General features: G+C 55.6%; 14 protein-coding genes and 1 pseudogene. 4 read left to right on the forward strand and 11 right to left on the reverse strand.

Annotated elements, in window-relative coordinates; translation table 11 throughout:
* Positions 1 to 28: 28 nt before the first annotated feature.
* Positions 29 to 1,369 (reverse strand): methylenetetrahydrofolate--tRNA-(uracil(54)-C(5))-methyltransferase (FADH(2)-oxidizing) TrmFO, encoded by a 1,341-nt coding sequence (gene trmFO, locus ACR0AW_RS02265; protein ID WP_170732168.1) that lies wholly within the window; start codon positions 1,367 to 1,369, stop codon positions 29 to 31.
* Positions 1,370 to 1,620: 251 nt separating this feature from the next.
* Positions 1,621 to 2,415: pseudogene (locus tag ACR0AW_RS02270) on the reverse strand (enoyl-CoA hydratase); the annotation flags it as partial.
* A gap of 49 nt (positions 2,416 to 2,464) precedes the next feature.
* Here ACR0AW_RS02270 and ACR0AW_RS02275 point away from each other — a divergent pair.
* Positions 2,465 to 2,908: a PaaI family thioesterase gene (locus tag ACR0AW_RS02275; protein ID WP_170510386.1), complete on the forward strand. Its 444-nt coding sequence runs from the start codon at positions 2,465 to 2,467 to the stop codon at positions 2,906 to 2,908.
* Positions 2,909 to 2,967: 59 nt separating this feature from the next.
* On the opposite strand, the gene ACR0AW_RS02280 is transcribed toward ACR0AW_RS02275, so the two are convergent.
* Positions 2,968 to 3,195 (reverse strand): YjiS-like domain-containing protein, encoded by a 228-nt coding sequence (locus tag ACR0AW_RS02280; RefSeq protein ID WP_170732170.1) that lies wholly within the window; start codon positions 3,193 to 3,195, stop codon positions 2,968 to 2,970.
* A 99-nt stretch (positions 3,196 to 3,294) separates the two neighbouring features.
* On the opposite strand from ACR0AW_RS02280, the gene ACR0AW_RS02285 reads away from it, so the two are divergent.
* The gene (locus ACR0AW_RS02285) at positions 3,295 to 4,698 is read left to right on the forward strand and encodes an aminotransferase-like domain-containing protein (RefSeq protein ID WP_170732171.1); all 1,404 of its coding nucleotides are present in this window, start codon (positions 3,295 to 3,297) and stop codon (positions 4,696 to 4,698) included.
* 3 nt (positions 4,699 to 4,701) lie between these two features.
* Here the strand turns inward: ACR0AW_RS02285 and ACR0AW_RS02290 are convergent, their stop codons facing one another.
* Positions 4,702 to 5,067 carry a nuclear transport factor 2 family protein gene (locus ACR0AW_RS02290; protein WP_170732173.1) on the reverse strand — a complete coding sequence of 122 codons (366 nt, stop codon included), beginning with the start codon at positions 5,065 to 5,067 and terminating at the stop codon, positions 4,702 to 4,704.
* Positions 5,068 to 5,306: 239 nt separating this feature from the next.
* Here ACR0AW_RS02290 and rplM point away from each other — a divergent pair, with 239 nt between their 5' ends.
* Both rplM and rpsI read left to right on the forward strand, forming a co-directional pair.
* Positions 5,307 to 5,765, forward strand: a complete 459-nt coding sequence (gene rplM, locus ACR0AW_RS02295; RefSeq protein ID WP_039536983.1) for a 50S ribosomal protein L13 — start codon at positions 5,307 to 5,309, stop codon at positions 5,763 to 5,765.
* A gap of 6 nt (positions 5,766 to 5,771) precedes the next feature.
* Complete coding sequence (gene rpsI / locus ACR0AW_RS02300; RefSeq protein ID WP_010440030.1) at positions 5,772 to 6,257, forward strand: 30S ribosomal protein S9; 486 nt, start codon at positions 5,772 to 5,774, stop codon at positions 6,255 to 6,257.
* Between the two features lie 60 nt (positions 6,258 to 6,317).
* On the opposite strand, the gene ACR0AW_RS02305 is transcribed toward rpsI, so the two are convergent.
* Genes ACR0AW_RS02305 through ACR0AW_RS02335 form a run of 7 tightly spaced genes read right to left on the reverse strand, consistent with a single transcriptional unit; the run spans position 6,318 to position 13,980 of the window.
* Positions 6,318 to 7,478 carry an ABC transporter substrate-binding protein gene (locus tag ACR0AW_RS02305; protein ID WP_170732175.1) on the reverse strand — a complete coding sequence of 387 codons (1,161 nt, stop codon included), beginning with the start codon at positions 7,476 to 7,478 and terminating at the stop codon, positions 6,318 to 6,320.
* A gap of 30 nt (positions 7,479 to 7,508) precedes the next feature.
* Complete coding sequence (locus tag ACR0AW_RS02310; RefSeq protein WP_170732177.1) at positions 7,509 to 9,395, reverse strand: AMP-dependent synthetase/ligase; 1,887 nt, start codon at positions 9,393 to 9,395, stop codon at positions 7,509 to 7,511.
* 5 nt (positions 9,396 to 9,400) lie between these two features.
* Positions 9,401 to 10,174: an ABC transporter ATP-binding protein gene (locus ACR0AW_RS02315; protein ID WP_170405694.1), complete on the reverse strand. Its 774-nt coding sequence runs from the start codon at positions 10,172 to 10,174 to the stop codon at positions 9,401 to 9,403.
* Entirely contained in the window at positions 10,171 to 10,935 is a 765-nt protein-coding gene (locus ACR0AW_RS02320; protein WP_170732179.1) for an ABC transporter ATP-binding protein, read from the reverse strand. The genes ACR0AW_RS02315 and ACR0AW_RS02320 overlap by 4 nt, the downstream gene beginning before the upstream one ends.
* Complete coding sequence (locus tag ACR0AW_RS02325) at positions 10,932 to 12,029, reverse strand: branched-chain amino acid ABC transporter permease (RefSeq protein ID WP_170732181.1); 1,098 nt, start codon at positions 12,027 to 12,029, stop codon at positions 10,932 to 10,934. The genes ACR0AW_RS02320 and ACR0AW_RS02325 overlap by 4 nt, the downstream gene beginning before the upstream one ends.
* Positions 12,030 to 12,033: 4 nt before the next feature.
* Positions 12,034 to 12,909, reverse strand: coding sequence for a branched-chain amino acid ABC transporter permease (locus ACR0AW_RS02330; protein WP_170393104.1), 876 nt, complete (start codon positions 12,907 to 12,909; stop codon positions 12,034 to 12,036).
* A 42-nt stretch (positions 12,910 to 12,951) separates the two neighbouring features.
* On the reverse strand, positions 12,952 to 13,980 hold the full coding sequence (locus tag ACR0AW_RS02335; RefSeq protein WP_170610605.1) for a zinc-binding dehydrogenase: 1,029 nt from the start codon (positions 13,978 to 13,980) through the stop codon (positions 12,952 to 12,954).
* Positions 13,981 to 14,176 lie beyond the last annotated feature (196 nt).

Genomic DNA, 14,176 nt, shown 5'->3' on the forward strand with positions numbered 1-14,176 from the left:
TTAGGCGCAGGCTGGGGGCGACGTCCAGTCAACACTGCTTTACCCAATCGCTCCAGACTTCTTTTGCGCGATCGGTATAGGCCTTGTAGCGGTCCTTGCGGCCTCGGCGCCCCCCCTTCAGGCCGTCGACCGGACGAAACAGACCGAAATTCACGTTCATCGGCTGGAAGGTCTTGGCTTCGGCGCCGCCCGTGATGTGGTGGATCAATGCGCCCATCGCACTGTCTTGCGGTACGTCGGGAAGGGATCGGCCTAGTATTTCGGCAGCGGCCAAACGGCCTGCCAAAAGGCCCATCGCTGCGCTTTCCACATACCCTTCCACCCCCGTGATTTGCCCCGCAAAACGAATATTTGGCCTAGACTTGAGCCGCATCTGCGCGTCCAGCAAAGTCGGAGAGTTGATGAAAGTGTTGCGGTGAATGCCACCCAATCGCGCAAAGCTGGCATTTTCCAGACCCGGTATCATACGAAATACCTCGGTCTGCGCTCCGTATTTCATCTTGGTTTGAAAACCGACGATATTGAACAACGTGCCCAAGACATTGTCGCGCCGCAATTGGACGACGGCATAAGGTTTTACGTCCGGTTGATGCGGATTTGTCAGGCCAACAGGTTTCATCGGGCCATGGCGTAAAGTTTCACGACCGCGCTCGGCCATAACCTCGATCGGCAGACAACCGTCGAAATAACCAGCGGTCTCTCCCTCGTGGAATTCGGTCTTATCTGCAGCCAGCAGCGCATCAATGAAGGCTTCGTGCTGGTCACGATCCATCGGACAGTTGAGGTAAGCGGTGCGCTCTTCCTCAGTCTCGCCCTTGTCGTAGCGTGACTGCATCCAGGCTTTGCTCATATCAATGCTGTCTGCATAGACGATGGGGGCGATCGCGTCGAAAAAGGCCAGCGCCTCGGCACCAGTCTCTGCGCGAATGGCTTCCCCCAATGCGGGCGAGGTCAACGGCCCGGTTGCAAAGATCCACTTTCCGTCTTGGGGTAGACTGGTTACTTCTTCCGCTGAGACCGAGACCCGTGGATGGGCCTTCAGCTTGGCAGTTACGGCTTCGGCAAAAGGATCACGGTCAACCGCAAGCGCGCCACCCGCAGGCAGGCGATGGCTATCTGCGGTCGTCATGATCAACCCGTTTGCCGCGCGCATTTCCCAATGCAGCAAGCCGACTGCGTTCTGTTCATCATCATCCGATCGGAATGAGTTCGAACACACCATCTCGGCCAGATTGCCGGTCTGGTGTGCAAACGTGCCCACATTAGGACGCATTTCGTGGATCACAACATCCACGCCCATTTCCGCTGCCTGCCAGGCGGCCTCGGACCCGGCCATGCCGCCGCCCACGATATGCAATGTCTCTGTCATGTGCTGCCAAATAGGGCAGAGCAGCGCCATGCGCAATGCGCAGTAATCGCTTTAGTTCTGAGGGGGATTCTTGGGGTCGCCGCTGCGGGAATGTCAACGCCGGTGAGAGAAACCAGCTTGGAGGGACCTTCCGCCCACGGCGACCCAAAAGTATGGTCAGGCCTTGGCCTTGACCCAGCTTTGCCACAGTGTCGCCCTTTTGAAAAGTGAAAAAATGCGAACAGTCGGCAAAAATGTATTAAATAATTGCGTTACTGGTGCCAATCAGGCGGGCGCTTTTCGATAAAGGCACTAATTCCTTCCTCAGTATTCCGGTCCATCATATTCTGTGCCATTACCTCGGCGGTATAATCGTACGCCTGATCAGTCCGCATTGTAATCTGTTGATAAAAAGCGGTTTTACCGACTTTCACCGCACTGCTGAGCTTGCCTGCCAACTTCTCGGCCAACGCATTGGTTTCATCTTCCAACAAGTTCTCGGGAACCGCTCGATTGATCAGACCTAGCTCAGCCGCGCGTTCGGCGGTGATAAAATCACCGGTCGTGAGCATTTCAAACGCCTGTTTCCGCGGTATATTCCGGCTGAGAGCCACCATCGGAGTGGAGCAGAACAAGCCGATATTGACACCATTTACGCCGAACCGTGTACCCTCGGCCGCGATTGCCAGGTCACAGGTTGCTACAAGCTGACACCCTGCGGCAGTGGCGATCCCGTGCGCTTGGGCGATCACGGGTTGGGGCAGGGACTGAATGGACATCATCATCTTGGCACATCGGTCGAACAGATCCTGAAAATAGGAAAGCCCACCATCGGGTGCCTGCCGCCCCTGGGTCATCTGTTTCAGATCGTGCCCCGCGCAAAACGCTTTCCCCGCACCGGAAAGAACAACAACACGAATCGACTTGTCTTCGCGCAGCGCATCGAACTCTGCCTGCAGGGCCGCCAGCATTTCATCGCTGAGGGCGTTCAACCGCTCAGGCGCGTTCATTCGAAGCCGTGCAATCGCACCTGTATCGTTACGTTCCAGAATTGCCATCTTGCCCTCCCGCTGGCGTTCAGGCCAACTCTAGGCGGGCAGAGCGACGAGGGGAAGCATGTCATTAGCACTGAATAAACAAGAATTGACGGAATACCTGGCGCAGGTGTTTCCACAGGTTCATAATGACTTTGTCGTCGAGGATCTGACAGAAGCCAACATCACCATGCGCCTGAGGGTCGAAGACCGTCACCTGCGCCCCGGAGGCACAGTATCTGGTCCATCCATGTTCGGGCTGGCCGATGTCAGTGTATATGCAATGGTTTTGGCGCGGAAAGGTCGGCAATCTCTGGCTGTCACGACCAACAGTTCTCTGGATTTCTTGCGCAAGCCCGAAGGCGGGGCGGACCTGATTGCTGAGTGTAGGTTGTTGAAATTAGGTCGAACACTAGCTGTCGGGGATGTGCTGATTTACTCGGAAGGCTCTGACAAGCCCGTCGCGCGGGCCAGCATGACCTATTCGCTTCCTCCAGAAGGCTCAGCCGCTGCTGCCTTTGGGTAAAAAGGGCCGGGGATAAACCCCGGCCAGGAAGAGGTCCCTTAGATGGGACTGGGGATAGTCTATTTCATCCAGAAATGGCGGCTGACTTCTGCATCTGCCCGATGGCGGGTCAGCCCGACATCGCGGAGCAGCCTGTCATCCAGCTTACCTAAGTTTACCCGGCTGCGGCGGCGTTGTTCCCATTGTGTGACCGACGCCGCAAACCGCACGGCCAGCGCGGCGATCAGCGGCAGCCGGGGGCTGTCGTTCAGCAGCAAGAGGGCGGGGTTGTGCATTGCGCGTGTCATCTTGGGTATCCTTTCATATTGTATTGACACAAAGTAAAAATATTCGGTACACTGCTTTGATACATTCAGCATTGTGTCGAAATCAAAGGAAGAATTGTAATGGATACAATTTGGCCAGAGGCGTTACCGAAATCCAAAGGTCCAAAATATACTCTGGTCGCTGACACGATCCGAAAAGCGATAGAAAACAAAACACTGGAGGTTGGAAAGAAACTGCCTCCGGTGCGTGAGTTAGCGTATCGATTAAAGATTACACCAGGCACTGTCGCGCGTGCCTATACGATCCTGACCGATGAAGGTTTGCTACAAGCCGAGGTCGGGCGTGGTACATTTGTAGCCCCGCCGAGATCGCCCATTCTGGATGATGTCTGGTCGCGGCAGCTACATCTGAGGGACGACAAATATGAATCCAATGTCAGCCTGTTCAGCCCACGCTTGCCGGATGTGGGGCAGGTGACATTAATCCGCGAATGCCTTGAAAAGGTTGCAAAAGGCGATCCGCGGATGTTTATGAACTATCCGACCCGAGATGCCTACCTACCCGTGCGCCAGGTTGTGGCCGACTGGTTGTCAGATCTTCCTCTGGGCTCAATTAATGCAGATGACATTGTACTGACACATGGTGGGCAAAGTGGCATTTGCGTTGTGTTCCAGACCGTTCTGAAAGATTCGAAACCCATCGTGTTGGTTGAGGACTTGTCTTATGCCGGGTTCAGACGGGCAGGTGAGTTGATGCGCGCCGAGGTTGTCGGGGTAAAAATGGACAAATGGGGCATAAGCCCCGATGCGCTGGACCACATTCTCAGGCAAACGAAGGCGCAGGCGATCTGCGTCTCACCCGAAGTGCAGAACCCAACGGGCGGGCATTCACCGTTGGAGCGGCGCAAAGAAGTTGTCGAGATTGCGCGAAAGCATGAATTACAGATCATCGAAGACGATTGCTATCGCATGGGCGAGGCCCGCGCGCCCAGCTATCGTGCTTTGGCACCCGAACGGGGCTGGCATGTTTCGTCAATTTCGAAAACTCTCACACCAGCATTACGGGTAGGTTTCGCCATCGCACCGAAAGAGCAGAGCGTCGATCTGCGGCGTTCTGCAGAATACGGGTATTTCGGGCTCGCCCAGCCTTTGGCTGAGTTGACGCGGTTGCTGTTGGGACATCCAGAGGCGAGGCAACTTGCAAAAAACGTTCGCTCCAAGATGGGCGAATATGTACGTGTGGCGGTAAACGCCCTGGGTGGCTTCGATCTAAACTGGGATTCTGAGATTCCCTTCGTCTGGCTTCATCTGCCTTCCGGTTGGCGGTCTGCTGCGTTCAGCCGGGCGGCCGAGCGGGAAGGTATTCAGCTGCGATCGGCCGATGAATTCGCGCTGCGGGATGGTCGCGCGCCAAATGCCGTTCGTATAGCGGTGAATGGGCATGTCTCGCTTGAGAAGTTCGAAGACGCCATGCTGCGTCTGCGCGCATTGCTGGACAACCCGCCCGAGCAAATAAGCGTCTAGTACCTATTGCAATGGGGCAGGGTCGCCAAAAAAGCCCGCCAAATGTGCAATCTTGCCATCGACATCGAGACGAATGAAATCATGCCCGGTAACCATAATGGACCCATCGGAAGCAATCATATGCCAGGTGAAGTGGACCACATCATGGTGTGAATTCGGCTCACTGGTCAGCTCAACTCGGCCCTTTGTATCACTCAGAACCGCTCCGATATGGGCATTGAGTTGATCTCTGCCGGAAACTTCTGCAGTTGGATCGACGTAACGACCAGTTTGTGCAAAACACTGCTCAAGAAGGCTCAGTCGCCTTTCGGGATCGGTCGACTGCCATGCCGCACCATAGGCAGCGATAACCTGTTCCAATTCTTGCATAGCCACCTCCGACATTGGATGATCTTGGTTGAGTCTAGCTTAACTAAGCTACGCAAAATTGGATATGCCGAAGAAATTTTGGGGTAAAATAATACCTATTTTATAAGTTATTGTTATTGATAGATATATTATACTTTGCCTGTATTGACCTGCATAACTAGTAGGTCTAAACCCCCTCCATCGAATTCGGGCCGCTCCGCCAAGGGGCGGTCTTTCACATCAAACAGGACTATCCTGCCATGAAAACCTTTTCTGCAACACCTGCAGACATCGACAAGAAATGGATCCTGATCGACGCCGAGGGCGTTGTTCTGGGCCGTCTTGCCTCGATCGTCGCCATGCGCCTGCGTGGCAAGCACAAAGCGTCGTTCACACCCAACATGGACATGGGCGACAATGTCATCGTGATCAACGCTGACAAAATCCAGATGACCGGCAAGAAGCGCGAAGAGAACTTCTACTGGCACACTGGCCACCCGGGCGGCATCAAGTCGCGCACCAAGCAGCAGATCCTTGAGGGTGCACACCCCGAGCGCGTCGTGACCCAAGCGGTCAAGCGCATGCTGCCGGGCAACCGTCTGGCGCGTCAGCAGATGACCAACCTGCGCGTTTATGCTGGTGCCGAGCATCCTCATGAGGCGCAAGCGCCCGAAGTTCTGGACGTAAAGTCCATGAACAAGAAAAACACCCGGAGCTAATGACCGATGGCTGATCAGATCAATACTCTCGAAGAGCTGAGCGCCGTCGCAGGCGTTGAAACCGTGGCCGAAGAAGTTATCGTACGTGAACCCGTACGTGACGAGCTGGGTCGTTCCTACGCCACCGGCAAGCGTAAAGACGCTGTTGCCCGCGTCTGGATCAAGCCGGGTTCCGGCAAGGTCACCGTAAACGGCAAGGATCAGGACAAGTATTTTGCGCGTCCCGTTCTGCAGCTGATCCTGCGCCAGCCGTTCCAGGTTGCTGGTGTGGAAGGTGAGTTCGACGTTGTTGCAACCGTCAAAGGCGGTGGCCTGACCGGTCAGGCCGGTGCGGTCAAGCACGGCATCTCGAAAGCGCTGCAACTGTACGATCCCAACCTGCGTGGCGCTCTGAAAGCCGCTGGCTTCCTGACCCGCGACAGCCGCGTTGTGGAACGTAAGAAATACGGTAAGCGCAAAGCGCGTCGTTCGTTCCAGTTCTCGAAGCGTTAATCGCTACGGATACCGAATTGGAAAGGGCTCGCAACTGCGAGCCCTTTTTCCTTGTTCGGTTTATTCTTCGTAAACCAGTTTCCACGCACCATTTTCGACGACGCTGACAAATACAGAGTCAGCACCCTGATGGTCATCGGGCCCATAGGTGATCTGGTTGCCGACCAACTCATCCATGTAATCCAGAGATTCCATCGCGGCGATGAAGCTATCATGCGTCAGATCAGGACCTGCAGCTTCAAGCGCTTTGACCATCATCTCGGCCGCTGAATAGCCCAGCATTGAAAATCCGACCGGGTCTTCGCCCGTAGCCTCTTTGTATTCAGAAATAAATGCTGCCGGGGCGGGCTCTTCGGCGCGCGCCCAGAGATCCAGCCACGAGGCCGCCGCATGGAAACCGTCGGTCACACCACCGGGCACCTGCGCCACCACGGTTAGGAAGCTGGCAGAGGTGCCGAGGAACTTCATGTCGGTCAGGCCCATTTTCTTGGCCGTTCCAACAACAGTGATTGCCTGACGCACGCCGAGCGCCATCGTGACGATGTCACAACCTTCTTCTTTAAGCTTGCTCAAGGACCCCACGAAATCCGTCTCGTCCGGTTTATGGGTGGTCTCAGCGCCGAAAGTGATGCCAGCCTCTTCGGCTCCCGCTTTGCTGCCTTCCAGAATTTCCTCACCGAAATCAGTAGGCAGGTACATGGTGCAAACGGTTTGCGATCCAAATTCACCGTTCAGATACTTCACCCCAATCCGAGCTTGATCGTAATAGGTCGAGAACGAGGTGAACTTGTTCTTCATCGGCTCTTGCAGCATTTGCCGCGCGGCGGTCAGAGGTGCGACGTTGGGAATACCTTTCGGATCCAGCAGCTTGAACCCAGCAACATTCATCGGCGTACCCAGCGACTGCAACATCGCGAAAACCTTGTCACGGTTCAGCAGCTTGTTATAGCCCTGCATCGCGCGTGGCATCTGATAGCCGTTATCCTCGACGACAAAGCGGATCTTGCGGCCATGCACGCCACCCTCGGCGTTGACGCGATCAAAGACCACATTTGCGCCTTTGGTGGCCGGAACGCCCACAGCAGCGAAGATGCCGCTGAGGTCGTTGACTGAGCCAATGACGATCTCGTCATCTGTCACGCCTTGTGTTTGCGCCCAGCTGATCGTGGCAGATGCAGTCAATGCCGTAGCTGCGGCAAGGCCCTTAAATAAGTGTTTCATACTTCTCCTCCCTGTTGGGTCGCCCCTTAACTAATTGTACATATCTTCAATGAGATGTGCGTGTTTCTTTTCCACCAGACCACGTTTGAGTTTCATCGTCGCCGTCAGCTCCTCATCTTCGGCAGTGAGCAACACGTCGATCAGCCGGAAATCCTTGATCTGTTCGACCCGCGCAAAGTCCTTATTAACCGCTGCGATTTCCTCGCCGATCAGCTCCGTCACTTCGGAAGCAGCACAAAGGGAAGAAAAGTTCGAAAAGGGGATCTTGCGCTCTTGTGCGAATTTCTCGACATTTTCCTGATCGATCATGATTAGCGCCGTCAAATACTTGCGCCGATCCCCGATGATCACCGCGTCCGAGATATACTGGCTGAACTTCAACCCGCTCTCGATCTCTGCGGGCGTGACGTTCTTACCGCCCGCAGTAATGATGATGTCCTTGAGGCGCCCTGTGATGGTGACAAAGCCTTCCTCGTCGATATGCCCCATGTCCCCAGTGCGCAGCCAACCGTCGCAGGTGAAGCTTTCGGCTGTTTTGGCATTGTTGCGCCAGTAGCCCTGAAAGACGTTCAGGCCTTTGACCTGAATTTCTCCGTCTTCCGCGATGCGCAGGTCGTTGCCAGGAACAGGTTTTCCAATGGTGCCGATCTTGTTGGCCTCAAGCGTGTTCAGCGCTGCTATGCCGGCGGTTTCAGTCATACCGAAGCCCTCGACAATGGGCACACCAATTGCCCAATACCACCTGAGCAAATCGGGAGAGATCGGCGCTGCACCAGAGCCGCCTCGGCGGAGACGATCTAAGCCCAGCATCCGGCGCAGGTTGCGCAGAACAAGCCGATCCCAAAGCCAGAACTGCATAGCGATCGGTGCTGGAACAGGTTTGCCTGCAAGGATAAATTCGGCCCGCGCCATTCCAGACTTGAGCGCCTGTGCAAAGGCGAAGCGCCCGGTGGGCGTTGCTTCTTTCGCCATGAACATGACCTGCGAGTAGATCTTCTCCCACACGCGCGGGACGGCAGTGAAGGTGGCGGGAGAGACCTCTTGCAGGTTGGAGAACACTGTCTCGGGGCTTTCAGCGAAATTCACAGTAGTCTTCATCGCAAGCGGGTAGTAGATCGACACGTCGCGTTCGAGGATATGACAGAGCGGCAGAAAACATAGCTGTTCGTCGGTTGATTGGGAGGGCAGGGAATGCGCCCCTGCCTCAATCGCGGCCATGATGTTCTCATGGCTTAGCATGGCGCCTTTGGGATTACCGGTGGTACCTGACGTATATATGAGCAGGGCGGTGTCTTGTGACGTGGTTTCAGCGATTTCTGCTTCGAATGCGCCGGGTTCATCGACCTCAGCCTGCTGCCCCAGAGCATACAAGTCCTCGATCATCATGCAACGCGGATGATCCAGGTCGTGCAGGCCTTCATCCTCAAGGATAATGACCTTGAGCAGATCAGACAGATCCGCCTCGACTTCGAGGAACTTGTCCAACTGCTCTTCATCTTCAACGATCAGAAACCGGCTGCCACTGTCATTGATCAGGTATTTTAACTGGCTGGCCGAATCTGTGGTGTAGACGCCCGAAGCAATCCCTCCGACACACTGGATGCCCATGTCGAACCACGCCCATTCCTTGCGGTCTTCGGACAGGATCGAGACAACCTCGCCACGTTGCTGACCCAGCTTGCGCAGGGCCAGCCCGATCCATTTGGCGTGTTGCCAGTAGTCGGCCCATGAGTAGGATTTCCAGATGCCGAAGTCCTTCTCGCGATGCGCCGTACGCGGTCCCAGTTCGGCACAGCGTTTCTGGAATAACTCGCATATCGTGACACAGCCATCGACTCGCAGGGGTCTCTGACCTGGCGTAGCGTTGAACTGCACACCGTTGATACTGGTCTGAGGGGGCAGGGGGCTTGCGTCCATCCAGCTCACCTCCACGTCTTTTTGCGTTTCCAGCGTCGGTTTTCTCGCGCGCCTTCTTCCTGAACGCCCAGATAGAAGTTCTGAATGTCCTCGGATTGCAGCAAGGTTTCAGCCGCACCATCCATAACGATCCGTCCGATCTCCATTACATAGCCATGATGGGCGAGTTCCAGTGCCGCATTGGCGTTCTGCTCGACCAGCATCATTGTCATGCTCTGTTCGTCATTCAGGCGTTTGAGAATGCCAAAAATCTCTTGCACCAGCAGCGGCGATAGGCCCAGCGAGGGCTCATCCAGCAGCATGATACGCGGGTTAGCCATCAGGCCGCGCCCAATCGCCAGCATCTGCTGTTGCCCGCCGGACAGAGTGCCAGCCTCTTGATTGCGGCGGTCTTTCAGCACAGGAAAGTAGGAAAATACCAGATCGCGGTCATGATCGATCTGTCCTTTATCCGACAGGGTATAAGCCCCAAGGTTCAGGTTCTCGTCGACGGTCAAAAGTGGAAAGACCTCGCGTCCCTCGGGCACATGGACGATGCCTTTTTGCACGACCTTGTGAGGTTCCGATCCCTGTATTTGCTGACCGTCAAATGTGATTGAACCTTTTTCGGGATCCATCACGCCTGAGATTGTTTTCATCAGCGTTGTCTTGCCCGCGCCATTTGCGCCCAGGATTGAAACGACCTGCCCTCGATGCACGTCCAATGACACGCCACGAATGGCCATGATCGGGCCATAAAAGCTTTCAACATTGCGAATGCTAAGGATCGGTTGGTTCATGAAGCTTTGCCCAAATAGGCCTCTACCACAGCAGGATGAGATTGAACTTCGGCTGGGGTTCCAAGGGCAAGCTTCGCTCCGTCGGCCATGGCAAGAACCCGGTCGGATACGCCCGAGACCAGACCCATATCATGCTCTACCATAAGCACGGTAATGCCCATCTGACGCCGGATGTCATCGATCCACCAACGCATATCTGTGGTCTCTTCCACCGATAAGCCCGAGGCGGGTTCGTCCAACAGCAGGAGTTTTGGATCGGTGGCCAACGCTCGAGCGACTTCGACCACCTTACGCACGCCATAGGGTAAGCCCGAGATCATCTTGTCACGAAAGGCCTGGAGGTCGAGGAAGTCGATGATCTCTTCAACCTTTTCTCGGTTCTCGATCTCCTGCTGTCGTGCAGAGGGCGAGAACAGAATTTCCGAGATCAGATTGGTTTTGCGGTGCCGGTGGCGCCCGACCAGGAGGTTCTGCAAAACGGTCGCATGTTCGAACAGTTCAATGTTCTGGAATGTCCGCGCGACGCCATAGGCCGCGACACCCGAGGGCTTGATACGCAGCAGATCATGCCCGTCAAAGTGGATCGCCCCTGCATAAGGATCATAGAAGCGCGAAATCAGGTTGAAGACCGTTGATTTGCCGGCGCCGTTGGGACCGACGATGGCGAACACCTCACCTTCTTGCACGTTGAAGGACAGATCATCCACAGCAGTCAGACCGCCGAATTTCAGGGTAACGTTTTCAAACTCCAGCAAGCTCATCTCAGACGCTCCGTCTTGAGATAGGACTTTTGTCTTTTGAACATGTCCTTGCGGTAGAAGGGGAACAGTTCGAACCACGTCCGGATTTTTAGCCATCGACCATACAGACCCATCGGTTCGAACAGGATGAAGGCGATCAGGATCATGCCAAAGATGCCGAATTCGAGCCCCGGAATGGCGACCGTATTACCACCAAACAGGGCTGCTGCGTATTCCTTTGAAATCGACAAAAACTGCGGCAGGAAACCGATCACGATTGCGCCCAAAAACGCGCCATGGATTGAGCCCAGACCTCCGATAACGATCATCATCAGCAATTGGATGGAAATTACGACACTGAAGGTCTCGTTATTGAACGCCCCAGAGAACATACCCATCAAAGCGCCTGCTAGTCCGGTGACGGCGCAGGAGAGGGCGAAAGAGATCGTCTTGGTGCGCGCGATATCCACACCCATCGCCTGCGCTGAGACCTCAGAGTCTCGTACGGCGATGAAGCTGCGGCCCAAGGGCGCGCGCAATAGGTTGATATAGCCCAGTGTCACGATAACGGCGACGGCCAGCACCAGCCAGAAAAACGGGGCCGGGGTGGCCCAACGATCGACCAGATGTCCGAAGATTTCGACACCACCCAGATATTTACCCGCGACACCTCCGGTGACGGGTTCGGCCAGAACGATGATGTCGTCCATGAGCACAGACAGAGCCAGGGTGAAGATCGCAAGATAGATGCCATGCAAGCGCAGCGCAGGGATGGCGACGGTTGCTCCGACGATGCCGGTCAACAGACCCGCCAGAGGGAAAGCGATGAGGAATGGTACTCCAGCCTCGATCAGGATAACATTGGCAAAGCACCCAACGGCCAGAAAGGCGGCATGGCCAAGGCTGGCCTGCCCGGTATGGCCGGTTAGGATCATTAAGCCCAAACCTGCGATGGCCCAGATCAGGACATTGGTCAGTTCTCCAAGATAGAAATCATCCAGCCACCACGGCGCAGCGGCTACGACCGCCAACAGGATCAGATAGAGGCTAAGCTGATAGCCATCCTTCCACGGGCGAATGTCCTGCATATAGTTTGTTTTGAAAACAATCCGCATGCGATCAGACCTTCTTGACCCGCACCTGGCTGAACAGCCCATGCGGTCGAAAGATCAGAACTGCCAGCAACAGCGCATAAGGCGCGATCTGACTGTACCCGGCTGCGATATAGCGGCTAGCGAAGGGCTCGATTACGCCGACGATTAGCCCGCCGGCCAAAGCGCCGGGCAGGCTGCCGAACCCGCCGATCACAGCTGCTGCAAATGCCTTGATCCCCAGAAGCCCAGTTGTGGGATCGACCGAGCCTTTGGCCGCGAACAAAATTCCGGCAATCCCGGCGACAACTCCGGCCAATGCCCAGATTAAGCCCTGAACCCGCTTGACCGGGATCCCCATGTAATATGCCGCCAACTGGTTTTGAGACGCACCTTGCATGGCAAGCCCCAGCTTGGTCTTGCTGAAGAACACATAAAGACCCCAGGTCAGTAGGACGGTGACAACAATCACGGCCACGTCCTCCATCCCCAGCACAAGACCACCGAACCGGATTTCCTTACCAGCCAATGGGTTCTGCAGCGTTTGCGGCTCGTGCCCCCAGATCAGACCAGCTGCAAACCTGATCACAAAGCCCAAGGCGATGGTTAGGATCACCACGGCAGTCTGACTTTCGCCAAAGACGCGGCGGATGATCAGCCGATCGATCAGATACCCAAGTGCGCCCATAATCCCCAGTGAAATCGGTAGCGCCAGCCAGAAGGGCAGCCCCATATATTCCGTATTCGTAAGGCCAATGGTGACAAACGCACCCAGCATCATGAAATCGCCCTGCGCAAAATTCACTGCCTCGGTGGCTTTGTAAATCAGTACAAAGCCAAGGGCGATCAGGCCGTAGACACAACCATTCGCCAGCCCGCTAATCAGCAGCTGTGCGTTATCCAATCTCACCCTCCCTAAGCCGGTTAAGTCCGGCGCTTTGTTCTACTATGGAGTGATTATCACCTTCCCGTCACTCTTTTTCAGAGCATCCGCCAGATTTGGCAGCACTTCTCGTAGCGAAAGCCGTGCGGAAACATCTGTGCGCCAGCGCCCATCTGCAAATCGCGCCTGCACTTCGCTGACAACTCGCATTTGATCAGCCGGGGGGGTGTCCATCATCCAGCGGGTCAGCCAGAAACCCTCGATCCGTTTGCTCATGAAGATCAACTGGCCCATCTGAGTCAACTTCGGCATTTCCGAACTGAGTTTCCCATAGCAAACCCACCGCGCGCCATTGGGCATCGCGCAGAACACCTGCTCTGACAGTTGGTCGGAAACCGCGTCGAGAAAAACACGAGGTTTCAGATCTGCACTGATCGTGGCAAACCGCGTCGGCGCATCCGTATCGCTGGTCACGACCACCTCTGCCGCACCCAGGCCTTTTAACATCTCGACCGTTTCGGCGCGCCGCACCAGAGCGATCGGTTTCAACCCAAGATCCCGTCCAAGGCTGCACATCAACTTACCAAGCTGGCTGGTGGCGGCAGAGACCACAAAAGCCTCGCCCTCAGCCCGTGCGATATCCACCATCGCCATTGCGGTTAGCGGGTTTACGATCTGCGCCGCCCCGTCTTCATCCGAGATTTCGGGGCGCAAGGGGATACACATCTGGGCCTGCGTCACAACATACTCGGCCCAGGCACCAGAGCCTGCTGCCACAAAGGCCACGCGCTGATCCAGCAGGGCGTCAGCGCCGGTACCGGTGGCAACAACATCTCCGCACCCCTCGAACCCTGCTGCGGCGCCTTTGACCCGCGGCTGACCATATTCCCCTTTGATAAAATGGATATCTGAAGGATTCACCGAGGCAGTGCGCACTTTGATCAACACTTGTCCCGCCTTTGGGACAGGTACAGGCAGTTCAGCCTCCGCTAACCAGTCCGAGGCATTCTCCAGCGTCGGTCCCGTGGCTGTGCCGGAATATCCGTCCTGCGTCTGAACAACGGCAAACATGGTGTCGGGCAGGGTGGTCATCGTTCGATCCTTCTTTGATGCGAGTTCAGCACGAGGCCTTCATCGTCACAATGTAACACACTGACAAAAGGTTTTATTTTTTCAAAACAATCTCAAGAAAGCAATCAAACACGGTGAGCTATGTCAATTGGGTAATGCCGTAAAGTGACGCAAATTAAGTCGCATCCCGACCGGGTGAACCAGCCCTCTTGGGGCT

This window comes from Ruegeria sp. C5 (genome assembly GCF_056537605.1).